At 68.3% G+C, this 14,270-nt stretch carries 13 protein-coding genes and 1 riboswitch; of the genes, 6 read left to right on the top strand and 7 right to left on the bottom strand.

What is annotated here, in order from left to right; translation table 11 throughout:
- Positions 1-116 precede the first annotated feature (116 nt).
- A complete protein-coding gene (locus QC826_RS06800; RefSeq protein WP_279764931.1) occupies positions 117-1,013 on the top strand; it encodes an NAD-dependent epimerase/dehydratase family protein in 897 nt (298 codons plus the stop codon).
- Positions 983-1,189 carry a hypothetical protein gene (locus tag QC826_RS06795; protein ID WP_279764929.1) on the top strand — a complete coding sequence of 69 codons (207 nt, stop codon included), beginning with the start codon at positions 983-985 and terminating at the stop codon, positions 1,187-1,189. Before QC826_RS06800 ends, QC826_RS06795 begins: the two co-directional genes overlap by 31 nt.
- Before the next feature lie 67 nt (positions 1,190-1,256).
- Here the strand turns inward: QC826_RS06795 and QC826_RS06790 are convergent, their stop codons facing one another.
- Both QC826_RS06790 and QC826_RS06785 read right to left on the bottom strand, forming a co-directional pair.
- Positions 1,257-2,213 carry a hypothetical protein gene (locus QC826_RS06790; RefSeq protein WP_279764928.1) on the bottom strand — a complete coding sequence of 319 codons (957 nt, stop codon included), beginning with the start codon at positions 2,211-2,213 and terminating at the stop codon, positions 1,257-1,259.
- 149 nt (positions 2,214-2,362) lie between these two features.
- The gene (locus tag QC826_RS06785) at positions 2,363-3,661 is read right to left on the bottom strand and encodes an MFS transporter (RefSeq protein ID WP_409567775.1); all 1,299 of its coding nucleotides are present in this window, start codon (positions 3,659-3,661) and stop codon (positions 2,363-2,365) included.
- 102 nt (positions 3,662-3,763) lie between these two features.
- Between QC826_RS06785 and QC826_RS06780 the strand changes: the two genes are divergently transcribed.
- From QC826_RS06780 to QC826_RS06770, 3 genes are all read left to right on the top strand, one after another.
- Entirely contained in the window at positions 3,764-4,231 is a 468-nt protein-coding gene (locus tag QC826_RS06780; protein WP_279764926.1) for a winged helix-turn-helix transcriptional regulator, read from the top strand.
- A 212-nt stretch (positions 4,232-4,443) separates the two neighbouring features.
- Positions 4,444-4,728, top strand: coding sequence for a type II toxin-antitoxin system HicB family antitoxin (locus QC826_RS06775; protein WP_279764925.1), 285 nt, complete (start codon positions 4,444-4,446; stop codon positions 4,726-4,728).
- Positions 4,729-4,830: 102 nt separating this feature from the next.
- Positions 4,831-5,031, top strand: coding sequence for a heavy-metal-associated domain-containing protein (locus QC826_RS06770; RefSeq protein WP_093387896.1), 201 nt, complete (start codon positions 4,831-4,833; stop codon positions 5,029-5,031).
- A gap of 9 nt (positions 5,032-5,040) precedes the next feature.
- On the opposite strand, the gene QC826_RS06765 is transcribed toward QC826_RS06770, so the two are convergent.
- Positions 5,041-5,763 carry a glutathione S-transferase gene (locus QC826_RS06765; protein ID WP_279764924.1) on the bottom strand — a complete coding sequence of 241 codons (723 nt, stop codon included), beginning with the start codon at positions 5,761-5,763 and terminating at the stop codon, positions 5,041-5,043.
- A 466-nt stretch (positions 5,764-6,229) separates the two neighbouring features.
- Complete coding sequence (locus QC826_RS06760) at positions 6,230-7,867, bottom strand: patatin-like phospholipase family protein (RefSeq protein WP_279764923.1); 1,638 nt, start codon at positions 7,865-7,867, stop codon at positions 6,230-6,232.
- Positions 7,868-8,178: 311 nt separating this feature from the next.
- Here QC826_RS06760 and QC826_RS06755 point away from each other — a divergent pair, with 311 nt between their 5' ends.
- Positions 8,179-8,940 carry a sulfite exporter TauE/SafE family protein gene (locus tag QC826_RS06755; protein ID WP_279764922.1) on the top strand — a complete coding sequence of 254 codons (762 nt, stop codon included), beginning with the start codon at positions 8,179-8,181 and terminating at the stop codon, positions 8,938-8,940.
- A gap of 120 nt (positions 8,941-9,060) precedes the next feature.
- On the opposite strand, the gene QC826_RS06750 is transcribed toward QC826_RS06755, so the two are convergent.
- The 3 genes from QC826_RS06750 to QC826_RS06740 form a co-directional block, all read right to left on the bottom strand.
- Positions 9,061-11,181 (bottom strand): TonB-dependent receptor, encoded by a 2,121-nt coding sequence (locus QC826_RS06750; RefSeq protein WP_279764921.1) that lies wholly within the window; start codon positions 11,179-11,181, stop codon positions 9,061-9,063.
- A gap of 67 nt (positions 11,182-11,248) precedes the next feature.
- Positions 11,249-11,468, bottom strand: a riboswitch (cobalamin riboswitch).
- A 22-nt stretch (positions 11,469-11,490) separates the two neighbouring features.
- Positions 11,491-11,910 (bottom strand): Cu(I)-responsive transcriptional regulator, encoded by a 420-nt coding sequence (gene cueR, locus QC826_RS06745; RefSeq protein ID WP_279764920.1) that lies wholly within the window; start codon positions 11,908-11,910, stop codon positions 11,491-11,493.
- Positions 11,907-14,240, bottom strand: coding sequence for a heavy metal translocating P-type ATPase (locus QC826_RS06740; RefSeq protein WP_279764919.1), 2,334 nt, complete (start codon positions 14,238-14,240; stop codon positions 11,907-11,909). Before QC826_RS06740 ends, cueR begins: the two co-directional genes overlap by 4 nt.
- Between the last annotated feature and the right edge of the window lie 30 nt (positions 14,241-14,270).

Raw genomic sequence — 14,270 nt, 5'->3', positions numbered from 1 at the left:
TATCGGTCGAAACTTGGATTCGGACTGGCGGCCCGGCGCCACCAATTCAAATATCACTTGATATCCCGAATGGATCGCGCTACATTCGCATATCAGATGAACTTTGAAATAATCCCATGACCCAAACACACATACTCAAACACGCCTTCGTCACCGGCGCCACCGGACTGCTCGGCAACAACCTGGTGCGCGAGCTGCGCGCGCGCGGCATCCTGGTCAAGGCCCTGGTCCGCTCGCTGGCCAAGGGCGAACAGCAGTTCGCCGACCTGGACGGCGTCGAGCTGGTGCGCGGCGACATGGCCGACGTGGCCGCCTTCGCCCCGGCCATGGTCGGCTGCGACGTGGTGTTCCACACCGCCGCCTACTTCCGCGACAACTACAAGGGCGGCAGCCACTGGCCAGAACTACAGCGCATCAACGTCGACGGCACCCGCGCGCTGATCGAGCAGGCCTACCTGGCCGGCGTGCGGCGCCTGGTGCAAACCTCGTCGATCGCCGTGCTCAACGGCGAACCGGGCCGGCCCATCGACGAGACCTGCCTGCGCGCGCCGGCCGACGCCGACGACTACTACCGCAGCAAGATCCTGGCCGACGAGGCCGTGCTGGCCTTCCTGGCGCGCCACACCGACATGCACGCCAGCCTGGTGTTGCCGGGCTGGATGTGGGGACCGGCCGACATCGGTCCGACCTCGTCGGGGCAGTTCGTCAACGACGTGGTGCTGGGCAAGCTGCCCGGCCTGGTGCCCGGCAGCTTTTCCGTGGTCGACGCGCGCGACGTGGCGCTGGCGCAGATCGCGGCGGCGCGGCAGGGGCGGCGCGGCGAGCGCTACCTGGCCGCCGGCCGCCACATGACGATGGGCGAGCTGGTGCCGCTGCTGGGCGCCTCGCCGCCGTCAAGACGCCGACGCGCCGCCTGCCGCTGCCGCTGTTGTACGCGCTGGCCGGCGCGCAGGAGCTGTACGCGCGGATCAGCGGCAAGCCGGTGCTGCTCAGCCTGGCCACGGTGCGGCTGATGGTGAGGGAGGCCGGCCGCAGCCACTTCGACCACGCCAAGAGCGAGCGCGAGCTGGGCCTGGGCTTCCGTCCGCTGGAACAGACCATCGCCGACACCTTGGCCTGGTATCGCGGCCACGGCTGGCTGCCGCAGCCGGCGGCGGCGGCCAAGCGGGCGCCCGGGTTGACGGCCTGAGCGGCATCGACCGGCGCGTCGGATTACGCCATCGGCTGCGGCAACGCACCGCCGGCGTCCCCGCCGGCTAGTCGAAGACCTTCACCTTGACCTCGACGTTACTGCCATCGATGTCGCCAACAAAGGCGTTGGCGCGTGCCGTGTACATCGGCGGGACGACGTAGTTGTAGCCGACTAGCCCTTCGGCGAGGAACAGTTTCACGCCGAACGAACGCACCGTGCCGTCGCCATTGCAGTGCAAGTGGAGCACCCGGACCGCGGGCTTGACCTGGTGGGTTTCGCGGTATTTATCCTTCAGTCCGTCGGTGAGTAGGATTTTCTTGCTGAGTCCGAAACTGCCGGCGCGCCGCACGCCACCCGCCATTTCGTGGGCCGACAGGAAACAACGATGCGGCGCGGCGAGCGTCAGATAGCCGCGTTCCATTAAACCGAACAAATTGGCCACCGCCCCTTGTTCAAACTCGTGCCAATCCGCCACGGCGCTGACCAAGGCCTGCGCAGCCGCCTGCTCGGCCGCCAGGCGGCGCTCCTCGTCGGCCTGCGCCGCGCTGGCCGCAGCGGCCTTCGTGGCGGCGGCCATCTTTTTGGCCGCCATGCTCAGCTTCTTTGGTTTCGCGGCCACCGCCGACGCCGGCTTGGCCTTTTTCTCGTCGCGATCGAGTTCGTCCAAGAATGCCTGATAGTTCCGCTCCCTCAAGGCGGCGTCCACCTCCGACTCCGTCTGCTTCACGCTGCTGGCGCGCTGGATCAGCAGGCGCGCGGGAGGCTTGACGGGGGCAAGCCTCGGCGCAAGCCTGGCCTGCAGCTTGGCCGTCGCCTGTGCATGGAACACCGGCGGCGCCGGGGCGAACGGCTGCGGACGGAACACGGGCGGTGCCAGGGGGCGGGCCGGCGCGGCGGACGGCGCCGCCATCCTGGCCTGCAGCAGCGGCGCCTGCGGCCGGTACACGGGCGGCGCCGCCACTTTTCGCTGTGGCGGCGGCACGGTACGGGCCGGTGCTGCCTTCTTGGACGAGATGCTCATGACGTGGTCTCCGGAACAATCGCTGCGCGGCGGAGAATAAAGTGTAGCGGAGATTTCGCATTGCAAAAGAAATAATATCCATAGCAGGAGCTTGCACAAAATACCGTGTCGGCGGCACAACGGCCAATGCGCGGTAGCCGACTCAGCCGTCAATCGGCCAGATCGGCGGACTGATCGGCGGACCGATTGGCGGACTGATCGGCGCGGCGATCCGGCGCCAGGTGGCCGCCGGCAGCCATGCGGCCCAGCGTGGCGGCCCAGAACAGCAGCGCCAGCAAGCTGACGCCAGCACCGAGCAGGCACACGCCGCCCCAGCCCGCGCGGGCGTAGACCACCGTCGCGGCAACCGCGCCCAGGCCGCTGCCCAGCGCGTAGAACAACATGTAGCAGCCCACCAGCCGGCTGTGCGCCTGCGGCTGCACGCTGAAGATCATGCTCTGGTTGGTCACGTGGATCGCCTGCCCGGCCAGGTCGAGCGCGACGATGCCCAACACCAGCGCCCACAGCGAGGTCGCACCCAACCACAGCGGCAACCAACACGCCAGCAGCAGGGCAAGCGCCAACCCGCTGGTGCGCTGGCCCCGCCCCCGGTCGGCCCACTGTCCCGCGCGCGCCGCGCCCAGGGCGCCCAGCACGCCGACTAGGCCGAAGGCGCCGACGGCCGTGTGCGACATGGCATGCGGCGGCGCGCTCAAGAGCAGCACCAGCGCGCTCCAGAAAATGCTGAAGGCGGCAAACATCAGCAAGGCGATCACGCCGCGAATTTGCAGCACCGGCTGGCGCGCCAGCAGCGTGACCATGGAGGCCAACAGGCGCGCGTAGGACGGCGGCGCGGCCGGCGGCGCCAGGGCCGGCAAGGCCCGCCACAAGGCGGCGCCGAGCAGCAGCATGGCCGCCGCCGCGCCGAGGTAGACGGCGCGCCAGCCGGCCAGGTCGGCGGCCAGCCCCGCCACCACCCGCGCCAGCAGCAGGCCGATGACCACGCCGCCCTGCGCCGCGCCGACCACCCGCCCCCGCTCGGACGGCGCGGCCGCCGTGGCGGCGTAGGCGATCAATCCTTGCGTCATCGCCGTGCCCAGCAGGCCGACCGCCAACATGGCCGCCAGCAGCGCCACGGCGCTGCCGGCCATGGCCACCGCGACGAGCGCCGCCACCAGCGCCAGCAACTGCGCCAGCATCAGCCGGCGCCGCTCGATCCGGTCGCCCAGCGGCACCAGCAACAGCAGGGCCAGCGCGCAGCCGGCCTGGCTGGCGCCGACCACGCCGCCGACGGCCCCCAGGCCGATGCCGAAGTCGGCCGCCAGCAGATCGAGCAGCGGCTGGGCGTAGTAGACGTTGGCGACACTCAGGCCGCTGGCGCAGGCGAACAGCAGCAGCACACCGCGCGGCATCGCGCTGTGGTCGATGCCGGCGGCGGCGGGCGGCGGGGAGCTGGTGGATCGGGGCATGTGGCATCCTTCAAAAGTGGTTTCAAATTAAAACCAGTTGAAGTATAGGCAGAGTGGTTTTAAAATGCAACCATCGAAACCGTCCACAAGAATCCGCATACCATGGCCAAACGCAAGAGCATGAAGGACGACCCCTGCCCGGTGGCGCGCGCGCTCGAGGTGATCGGCGACCGCTGGGCCATGCTGATCGTGCGCGACGCCTACGACGGCAGCCGCCGCTTCGGCGACTTCCAGCGCAACCTGGGCGTGGCGCGCAACATCCTGACCGACCGCCTGCACGGCCTGACCGAGGACGGCGTTCTGGCCGTGCAGCCGGCCTCCGACGGCAGCGCCTACCAGGAATACGTGCTGACGGCGAAAGGCGAACAGCTGTTCCCGGTGGTGCTGGCGCTGCGCCAGTGGGGCGAGCAGCACCTGTTCCGCCGCGGCGAGAAGCACTCGCTGCTGCTCGACAAGGACGGCGGCGCGGCGCTGCCGCCCATGCTGCCGCGCAGCCGCGACGGGCGCGTGCTGCGCGCCGCCGACACGGTGGTCAAGAAACTGCCGCAGAAGGTTCGTCCGCCAACGTAGCGCGCGCCGCGACAATCTGCCCCGGGAGAAAAAGCTAACAAAAACAAAGCATTGGCAGCTTTGCCAGCGTCGGTTCCCGGATGCAATTCCGCCGCGCTTCGCATGCGAGCCCAAGCACGAAAGTGCTTGATACCGGCGGCAAGCTGTATAACACTACACACAACGCAGGATTTTCCGCCGCTCAGACTAGCCATCGCAACCGAGGTAAGACCATGGACATCCCCATCCTGATCCAGGCCGACAGCGAGAGAGATAGCCGCCGCAAGTACGGAGTGACGGTGCCCGACATCCCCGGTTGCACCTCGTCCGGCGACACGGTCGACAACGCCATGCGCAACGTCACCCAGGCCATCTACGGCCATGTCGGCACCATGCTGCGGCTGGGCCGGGCGTTCGAGATCAAGCCCTCGCCGTTCGAGGAGCTGTCCAAGGAGCCGGACTATGCCGGCGGCATCTGGGCGCTGGTCAGCGTCGACTTGGCCAAGCTCGATATCTGAAGCGCCGTCCTTCCCATCCGATTCTTTGCGCGATTGCGCTTGACCTTCCCACGACGGGAAGGACTACAGTGACGCTATCGAAACGAGTTAAGGAGTCGGACCATGTACCAACTACAAGTGGAAAAGATGAGCTGCGGTCACTGCGTCGGCGCCGTCACCAAGGCCGTGCAGGCGCTCGACGCCGGCGCGACGGTGCAGGTCGACCTGGCCAGCAAGCGGGTCACGGTGGAGTCGGCCAGCGCGCTGGCGCAGATCAGCGCGGCCATTGTCGCGGCCGGCTATCCGGTCACCAGCGCGGCCTGAACGGACGGACTATTCGTCCAACTCGGGGTAGCGGCGGAAGATGCCGTCCTCGTTGAAGGGGATGCGCCGCTTCGAGTTCAGATAGGCGGCGACATTCGGCCGCTGCGCGACGCGCTCGCGCAGCGCCATCATGCCCGGGTAGCCGGGCGCCAGGCGCTCCATGGCGCGCGGGAAGGCGTAGTGCAGGCCTTCGAGCAACTGGAACAGCGACAAATCCACATACGACAAGCGGGCGCCCACCGCGTAGCCGCCACGGCTGCGGTTGCGCTGTAGCACGCCCTCGAAATAATCCAGATACTTGGGGATGCGCCGCGCCGTGAAGTCGGCGGCGCGGCGGCGCGCGGCCAGCTTCTGGTCCTCGTAGTAGAAGTTGGTCGAGATCGGATGGTGGGTATCGTGCGCCTCGTTGACGATGTCGGCGATGGTCAGCTGCAGCTGGTTGGCCCACAAGCGCCCGGCCAGCGCGCTCGGCGCCAGGCCGTGCTTGGCGCCGAGGAAGAGCAGGATGTTGGCGGTCTGCCCGATCAGCAACCCGCCCGCCTTCAACACCGGCGGCGCAAAGGACGGATGCTCGACGGCGTCGCCGTCCAGGCTGGCCAGCAAGCCCGGCATGCCGCTCTTGCGCCGCGCCACGTCGCGATAGGGCACGGCGGCCGCCTCCAAGGCGAGGCGGACGAATTCGCCGCGCCCCTGGATGCCGGGCCAGTAGTAGAGTTCGTATGGGCTTGTCATGTTTTTATGATATCACCTCCCGCGCTTGATCCATGTGCTGGATTTCAGCAATGGCCAGATCGCGGGCGCGGCGTGGCCGGCAGCGACGTGTGCGGGGAGGACGGGCGGACGGGCGGTGGGAAGGGATGCGGCGGAACAGGGCTGGCCGTCGTGTCAGGCTGGAAGGGAGGAAAGCGGGTCAGCCACCGTCCATGCTTCGATCGACAGACCCAGTCGGTCGACCTAAGCATGGGCGACGACGCGGAAGCATGGAATGACGCGCTTCACACCTCTTCAGCTTGAATTCTGCCTGGTCATATCCAAGGCGGTAGGATGCCTGGCATCCTTGCGGCCTACATCAAATACGCAGTTCAATGTACATTAGCACCTCCATAGTTTGAATGCTTCCTTGCCCAAATGGATTGCTGTACGGAAATCAAATTGCTGTCTAAAGCATAGTGCATATTCCCCGACTGCGCAATGACGGCTAGCCAAGCCTGACGTCGACGCCCCATCGGCCGGCGATGCCCGTGCCGACCCATCCTATGCGTTTGAAATTGTGTTTGACCATGCCATGGGCGTTGCATTCCTGCTGGCTCATCGCCTTGCCCGGCTGGCTGTCGGGCTTGTCCGCCAGCGTGACCTTGCTATACATGGCGGCGGGAATCTCCAGCAGGAACTGCACCTTGTCGATGCCCGACTTGGCGCGGCTGGGATTGACGACCATTTCGTCGCAACCGGGCATGCCGACGGCCGCCTTGTCGACCAGGCCGGGGAAGAAGGTGCGCGCCTTGTCGCGGTAGCGCATGGTGAAGACGCCGTCCTTGGCGGCGATCGGTTCGGCCAGGAACACCAGCAGGATGCGATGGCCGGAGCGCTCCTGGTCCATCACCGGCAGCACTTCGAAGTTGCGGTGGTTTTGATTGCTGTCGAGAATCTCGATCGCGCTGTCGCGCCGCACCATGCCCCAGGCCAGCGAGTCCATGAACTGCAAGCCCAGCACCCTGACTTCATTGTCCTCGGCGGAGAAGCGCACCTCGCACTCGAACTCGTCCGGCTCGGCCTTGCCCAGCAACAGGCTGTTGGCCACCACCCGATACAGCAGCGAGTGGTAGTTGTAGGCGATCTTGTTCTCGTACTCGTTGTAGACCCGGTATAGGCCGCACATCAGCTTGACCGCCGTCTGGTTCTCCTCCGACCAGGGATTCAGTTCCCAGGGCGACAGGCTGTCGGACTTCCGGGCGATGAAGGCGCGCAGCCATTCGCCGGCCTGCAGCTTCAACAGGTCGTACTCCTTGGCGAAGGCGCCGTTCTCGCCGATCAGCTTGGAAAACTCGAAGGTGGAAATCGAGGAATCGAGCCGGTACACGTCCTCCGCCGGCAGGGAGCGGATGGAGTTTTGCGCCGACACGCTCATCGCCGCGTCGAGCAGCGAGACGGTGAAGGTCGTGGCCGAGGTCGGCGTCGCCGTCGACTGCTCGACAAAGCTCACGCCGAGCCGGTAGACATTCGACGGCAGCTTGAGCGCGCTGGCCGGGAAGTTCTCGGCGATGCCGCCATCGACCAGCAACTGGCTCTTGCTGTCGCCCCTGGAATGCCAACTGCGGAAAAAGAACGGGATCGCCGCCGAATGCAGCAGCGACTCGACGACATCGTCGCTCTCCTTGAAGATATGGGCCTCGCGGCGCGTCAGGTCGGTCGCCAGCACATGCACGTCGATATTGCTCAGCTTCTTGATGTCGGCGAAGGTCTTGATCTTCTTCGCGTCCAGCTGGTTCTTCAGGAAGACCTCGAGCGGGCGCTGCGACCAGAACGGCGCGCGCAGCAAGATCAGTTTGCACAGCCGGATGAACTTCCAAAAGCGGCTTTTGCTTTCGGAAAACTCCTTCACCAGGCTGTAGCCGGCCCCGTCGGCCTTGAACGCCGCGCGCAGGGCGCAAAGATCGATCTTGGCGGCGAACAAGGTGCCGGCGATCGCCCCGGCCGAGCTGCCGACGATGGAGGTCACCTCGATATGCCTCTGTTTCTTGTCGGCCGCGATGTCCTGCAGGGCCTCGAGGAAGGCCATGATCGCGTAGATCTTGGCGCCGCCGCCCTGCAGCACAAGTTGTACTTTGATGCTCATGCCGGTCCCTTGCCAGTGGCGACGAATATGGATATCTAAAAAACAACTTCCAGCAAGTATCTTGTGGTCGCAGCAAAGACTTGTCAACTATTTATTGGTGTTGCATTGGGCGCAATGACAACAACGGCGCCGGCGCTTGTCCAAAGGCAAAGCAGTTCACGGCGGTTATAATTCCCCACACCAATCAAAGCCTGGGACCCGATCCTCCGCCAGCGCTGGTTCCGCCGCGATCCGGCCGGAACGGCCCGATCCCGCTCCCGCGTCCGACGGTGCCGCCGTTCCACTCTTGCCTTTATGTCTGTGCCCTGTTCATGTTGCCCGTTCCCCCGCTCGACCTCCCCATCGTCCTGCTGATCGCCGCCGCCGGCTTCTTTGCCGGCATACAAAACGCGCTGGCCGGCGGCGGCTCCTTCATCACCTTCCCCGCCCTGCTGCTGGCCGGCCTGAATCCGCTGGCCGCCAACATGACCTCGACCATCGCCATGTTCCCCAGCCAGACCACCTCGGCCGTGGCCGGGCGCAAGCTGGTCGGCGACGTCGGCGCCTTGACCTTCAAGCACCTGTTTTTGATCAGCGTGGTCGGCGGCGTGCTCGGCGCGCTGTTGCTGCTCAACACGCCGGTGAGCTTCTTCGCCCGGCTGGTGCCCTGGCTGGTGCTGTTCGCCACCAGCATGTTCGCCTGGGGCAGTTTCCGCCGCAAGCCGCTGCACGCCGTCAGCGGCATGCCGACCTGGGTGCTGGTGCTGGTGCAGAGCTGCATCGCCGTGTACGGCGGCTATTTCGGCGGCGGCATCGGCTTCCTGATGCTGGCCGCGCTGACCATCGCCGGCCAGCAGGTGCGCATGGCGACGGCCACCAAGAACATGCTGGCGATGGCGATGAACGCCGCCGCCACCATGATCTTCGCCACCTCCAAGCTGATCAGTTGGCCGGCGGCGCTGGCGCTGTGCGCCGGCGGCATCGCCGGCGGCCTGTGCGGCTCGTGGCTGATCCACCGCTTGCCGGAAAAAATCATGCGCGGCTCCGTCGTGCTGATCGGCGCGCTGCTGACGGTGTGGATGTTCGTGCGCTAGGCGGATGGAGGGGGCGCGCCCGGGCCCACCGGCTAAGTGCCAGGGTCAGACCCTCAGGGTCTGACCCTCGATGCGCGCCGCTGGCTTAGATGGCGTGGCTGGCCGGCCGGCCAATGCCGTTTAGAACGTGGCGCGCAGGGTCAGGCGCAGGCTGCGCGGTTCCACCGGGTGGGTGTGGATGTCGCCGACGCCCTCGGCCGGCTCGCCCGGCAGGCGCGAGGCGTAGTAGTAGTCGACGTCGCTGGCCTTGCGGTCGAACAGGTTGAAGGCGTCCAGCGACAGCTGCCAGCGCGGATCGACGCGGTAGCCCAGGCGGGCGTAGGCGATCGCCGTCGAGGCGGAGCGCCGGCTGTTGTCCTCGACCAGCGGACGCGGGCCGAAGTAGCGCAGCTGGAAGGCGCCCGACCACGGCCCGAGGTCGCTGACGGTGGCGCCGAACGAGACCACCTTGCCGACCGCGCCGGGGATGTGCTTGCCGGCCGGGTCGTCCTCGCTGTAGTGGGCGCGCGAGTAGGCCAGGTCGAGGTCGAACAGCAGCCACGGCCGGGCGATGTAGTGGTTGTTCAGCTCGACGCCGGAGCGGTGGCTGGCGCGGCTGGCCGAGGTGTCGCCGGCGTCGCCGGAGAACACCAGCTCGGAGGCCGAGCGCAGCCGCCAAAGGGCCAGCGAGCTTTGCAGGCCGGGCACGATCTCGCTGCGCATGCCCAGCTCGGCGCCGCGCGTCTTGACCAGCGGCGTGACCGGCTCGGTCGGCTCCAGCTCGCGCGGCGTCAGGTGCACGGTGGTGCCGCGCGCGTCGTTGCTGTGGAAGCCCTGGCCGTAGTTGAGGAAGAACTCGGTCCGGCGCCACGGCCCCAGCACCAGCGACAGCTTGGGCGAGGTGACGCCGGCGCTGGCCTTGCCGGAGTTCTCGGCGAGGTTGCTGCGCACGTCGAAGCGGTAGCGGTCGTGGCGCAGGCCGGCCACGCTGCGCAGCCAGTCGCTCCACTGCACGGTGGTTTCGACGTAGGCGCCCAGGCTGGCCTGCTTGACGCGGGACTCGCTGATGGTGCGCAGGATCTGTTGCCGTTCGGTGGCGTACAGCGCCAGCGGGTCGATGTGGTCATAGCGGCCCTGCAGGCCGAGCTTGGTGTTGACGTCCAGTCCGCCCAGCTTGGCGAACCAGGTCTGCGCCACTTCGCCGCCGGCCATGCGCCGTTTTTCCGTCTGGCGGAACTGGTCGCCGCGCTCGGGGTCGTCGAGGAAGTAGGTGAAGTTGTTGTACAGCGTCAGGCTGGACTGCACCAGGTAGGCGTTGGCGGTGAACAAGCGCTCGGCGCTGCGCCGTTTCAGGCCGAAGGACAGGCTGTAGCGCGAGGTGTCGCCGCCGTCCGTCGGGTCGACCACGCCGTAGCGGTCGATGGCGCCGGCCGCCACCGCGCGCAGCGGAACCTGGCCGCTGGCGTGCCAGGCGCCCCGGTAGCCCATGGCGGTGAGGCTGAAGTTGTTGTCGCTGCCGCCGCTGCTGTAGCGCAGCACGCCGATGTTCTTGTGGAAGGCCTCCGGCGTCCGCCACGGGCCGTTGTTGTGGGCGTATTCGGCGCTGTACAAGAGCTTGCCGCCGGCCAGCGCGGTCGAGTCGGCCAGCATGCCGCGCCGGTACTGGTTGGCGCCGACGGTCAGGCTGGCCATGCCCTGCTTGAGCTTGTTGAACAGGCCCAGGTGGGCGGCGCCGGCCGAGGCGAAGTCGCCCTCGTCGGCGTAGTACGGCCCCTTCTTGTAGTTGATGCGGTCGACCAGCTCGGGGATCAGGAAGTTCAGGTCGGTGTAGCCCTGGCCGTGGGTGTGGCTGCGCATGTTGATCGGCATGCCGTCGACGAAGGTGGCGAAGTCGGTGCCGTGGTCGAGGTTGAAGCCGCGCAGGAAGTACTGGTTGGCTTTGCCGTCGCCGCTGTGCTGGGTGACGATGACGCCGGGGACGAATTCGAGCAGTTCGCCGGGCCGCAGCGCCGGCCGGTTGGCGATCAGCGCGGCCGTCACCATGCCCTGGCTGGCGGCGCCGGAGGTGCCGACGCCGTTGTCGTAGTGGCCCAGCACCTCGACCGAGGCGGCGACAGCGGCCGCCGGCGGCGCCTCGTCGGCGCGCGCGGCGGCGCAGGGAATGGCCAGTGCGGCCAGCGCGGCAGGGATGGCGAGCAGGGTGAAACGGGCGCGCGGAATGGCTAGCGCGCGGCGGGGCCGTGGCGTGAAAAATAACAACATGAAAGATCCAATAGACAGCGGCAATCCACCCACTTCCCCGTGGGCACGATTGAACAGAAGGCGCGCGAACGCCTCCACCTGTCCTGGCCGGTATCCGGGCTGGCAAGGCGAACCGCTCCACCTTCCCATGCGAACGCACAGTGGTATTGAGTAGCGGCTTGTCGTCGTCGACGACGCTTGCTTACCGTTGCGGGGGCAGCACATGTTGACCGCGTGGGCGGCTCCATGTTTCCCGTTTAACTGCACGTCCGGGAGGACGCGCGGGCACCAAAACAGCGCGATTATACGGTCGCGCCGCCCGGGGGTCTATTACTTCTTGCCAGCCGTGCAACAGTCGGCGCCCACCGCGCCCAGGCTTTGCAGGATCGGGCAGTCGGGACGGTCGTCGCCGTGGCAGCTGCCGGCCAGCTGTTGCAGGGTGTCGCGCATCTCCGTCAGGGCGGCGATGCGCTCGTCGAGCTCGGCCACGTGGCCCAGCGCGATGGCCTTCACGTCGGCGCTGGCGCGCTCCTTGTTCTGCCACAGCGACAGCAGCTCGCGGATCTGCTCGAGCGAGAAGCCGAGCGTGCGGCCGCGCTTGATGAAGCGCAGCGCGTGCAGCTCGTCCTCGCTGTAGGTGCGGTAGCCGGCGCCGCTGCGGCGGCTCTCGGCGACCAGGCCGATGCTTTCGTAGTAGCGGATCATCTTGGCCGTCACGCCGGTGGCGCTGGCCGCCTGGCCGATGTTCATTGCTCGGCCTCCGGCTTCCAGCGGCGCAGCAGCAGCGCGTTGCTGATCACGCTCACCGAGCTGAGCGCCATGGCGGCGCCGGCCACCATCGGGTTGAGCAGGCCGAGCGCGGCCAGCGGAATGCCGACCAGGTTGTAGATGAAGGCCCAGAACAGGTTCTGCCGGATCTTGCGGTAGGTGCGCCGCGAGATGGCGATGGCGTCGGCCACCAGGGCCGGGTCGCCGCGCATCAGGGTGATGCCGGCGGCGTGCATGGCGACGTCGGTGCCGGTCGACATGGCGATGCCGACATCGGCGGCGGCCAGCGCCGGCGCGTCGTTGATGCCGTCGCCGACCATGGCGACGCGCTGGCCCTCGCGCTTGAGCGCGGCGACGGCCTCGGCCTTGCCGCCGGGCAGGACGTTGGCCAGCACCCGGCCGATGCCGAGGGCGGCGCCGGCGGCGTCGGCGCTGCCCTGGTTGTCGCCGGTCAGCAGCACGGTCTGGATGCCCAGCGCGTGCAGGCGCTGCACGCCGGCGCGCGCGGTCGGCTTGACGCGGTCGCCGAAGGCCAGCAGGCCGAGCAGGCGCGGCGGCGCGCTCTCGGCCAGCCAGGAGATGGTGCGGCCCTCGGCCTCCAGCGCGGCGGCGCGGGCGGCCAGCGGCGCCAGCGCCACGCCCTGCTCCTCCATCAGGCGGCTGCTGCCGAGCAGCAGGCGGCGGCCGTCGACGACGGCGGCGACGCCGCGTCCGGGCAAGGCGCTGACCTCGCTGGCCGGGCCGGCGAGGAAGGCCGGCGCGGCGGCCGGCTGTGTCTGGGCCGGCGCGGCCGCGTCGAACGGCATCGCGGCGGCCGGCGCGGTGCCGGCGCTGCCGGCCTCGGCCAGCTGCCTGGCGGCGGCCTCGACCACGGCGCGGGCCAGCGCGTGTTCGCTGCCCCGTTGCACGCTGGCGGCCAGTTGCAACAGCTCGCGTTCGGCGATCTGGTACGGCACGGCGGCGGCCAGGGTCGGCTTGCCCTCGGTCAGCGTGCCGGTCTTGTCGAACACCACGGTGGTGGTGTGGTGGGCGATCTCCAGCGCCTCGGCGTCCTTGATCAGGATGCCGTAGCGCGCCGCCACGCCGGTGCCGGCCATGATGGCGGCCGGCGTGGCCAGCCCCAGCGCGCAGGGACAGGCGATCACCAGCACGGCGACGGCGTTGATGATGGCCAGTTCGGCGTCGCCGCCGAGCAGCCACCAGCCGAGGAAGGTGAGCAGCGCCAGCACCAGCACCACCGGCACGAAGACGGCGCTGACCTGGTCGACCAGGCGCTGGATCGGCGCCTTGGCGGCCTGCGCGTCCTCGACCAGGCGGATGATGCGGGCCAGCGTGGTCTCGGCGCCGACGGCGCTGGTGCGCACCAGCAGCAGGCCGTCGCCGTTGATCGAACCGCCGGTGACCCGTTCGCCGACCTGGCGCGCCACCGGCAGGCTCTCGCCGCTGATCAGCGACTCGTCGAGCTGGCTGGCGCCCTCGACGACGACGCCGTCGACGGCGACCCGCTCGCCCGGGCGGATCACCACCAGGTCGTCCAGCGCCACCTGCTCGATCGGCAATTCAAGCTCCTGCCCGCCCCGGCGCACGCGCGCCGACTCGGGGCGCAGCACCTGCAGGGCGCGGATGGCCGCCGTGGTCTGGCGCTTGGCGCGGGCCTCCAGCCATTTGCCCAGCAGCACCAGGGTGATCACCACGGCCGAGGCCTCGAAGTACAGCACCGGCGCGCCCATGGCGTCGAGGTGGCCGCCGGCCAGCAGTTGGTAGACGCTCAGGCCGTAGGCGGCGCTGGTGCCCAGGGCGACCAGCAGGTCCATATTGCCGCTGCCGGCGCGCGCCGCCTTCCAGCCGGCGCGGTAGAAGCGCGCGCCCAGCCAGAACTGCACCGGCGTGGCCAGCAGGAATTGGATGCGGCCGTCGAGCATGGCGTGCACACCGAAAAAGTCGAGCAGCATGGGCCCCAGCAGCGGCAGCGAGAGCAGCGCGGCGAACACCACTGCGCGGCCGTCGTTGCCGCTGTGCGCCATGGCGACGGCGGCCGACTCGGGTTTGGCGGGCGGCGGCGCGGCGTGGTAGCCGGCCCGCTCGACCACCTCGGCCAGCGCGGCGAAGGACAAGGGCGCGGCCGATTCGACGCGCGCCATCTCGGTGGCCAGGTTGACGCTGACGCTGCGCACGCCGGGCATGGCGGCCAGCGCCTTCTCCACCCGGCCGACGCAGGAGGCGCAACTCATGCCTTCGATGCGGATCGACTGGGACAGCGCGGAATCGACGGCGGCGGCGGATTGGGAGGGAATGGTGTCGGACGGGCTCATGGGCGGTACTCGGATGGCTACGGGATCACT

The organism is Rugamonas sp. DEMB1, assembly GCF_029834475.1.
Lineage (GTDB): Bacteria > Pseudomonadota > Gammaproteobacteria > Burkholderiales > Burkholderiaceae_D > Rugamonas > Rugamonas rubra.
This window is presented reverse-complemented; position numbering and strand designations above follow the sequence as displayed.

Coding starts and splice junctions, on each gene's coding strand:
- QC826_RS06800 (WP_279764931.1), top strand. CDS start 117: ATGACCCAAACACACATACTCAAACACGCCTTCGTCACCGGCGCCACC.
- QC826_RS06790 (WP_279764928.1), bottom strand. CDS start 2,213: ATGAGCATCTCGTCCAAGAAGGCAGCACCGGCCCGTACCGTGCCGCCG.
- QC826_RS06785 (WP_409567775.1), bottom strand. CDS start 3,661: ATGCCCCGATCCACCAGCTCCCCGCCGCCCGCCGCCGCCGGCATCGAC.
- QC826_RS06780 (WP_279764926.1), top strand. CDS start 3,764: ATGGCCAAACGCAAGAGCATGAAGGACGACCCCTGCCCGGTGGCGCGC.
- QC826_RS06775 (WP_279764925.1), top strand. CDS start 4,444: ATGGACATCCCCATCCTGATCCAGGCCGACAGCGAGAGAGATAGCCGC.
- QC826_RS06770 (WP_093387896.1), top strand. CDS start 4,831: ATGTACCAACTACAAGTGGAAAAGATGAGCTGCGGTCACTGCGTCGGC.
- QC826_RS06765 (WP_279764924.1), bottom strand. CDS start 5,763: ATGACAAGCCCATACGAACTCTACTACTGGCCCGGCATCCAGGGGCGC.
- QC826_RS06760 (WP_279764923.1), bottom strand. CDS start 7,867: ATGAGCATCAAAGTACAACTTGTGCTGCAGGGCGGCGGCGCCAAGATC.
- QC826_RS06755 (WP_279764922.1), top strand. CDS start 8,179: ATGTTGCCCGTTCCCCCGCTCGACCTCCCCATCGTCCTGCTGATCGCC.
- QC826_RS06750 (WP_279764921.1), bottom strand. CDS start 11,181: ATGTTGTTATTTTTCACGCCACGGCCCCGCCGCGCGCTAGCCATTCCG.
- cueR (WP_279764920.1), bottom strand. CDS start 11,910: ATGAACATCGGCCAGGCGGCCAGCGCCACCGGCGTGACGGCCAAGATG.
- QC826_RS06740 (WP_279764919.1), bottom strand. CDS start 14,240: ATGAGCCCGTCCGACACCATTCCCTCCCAATCCGCCGCCGCCGTCGAT.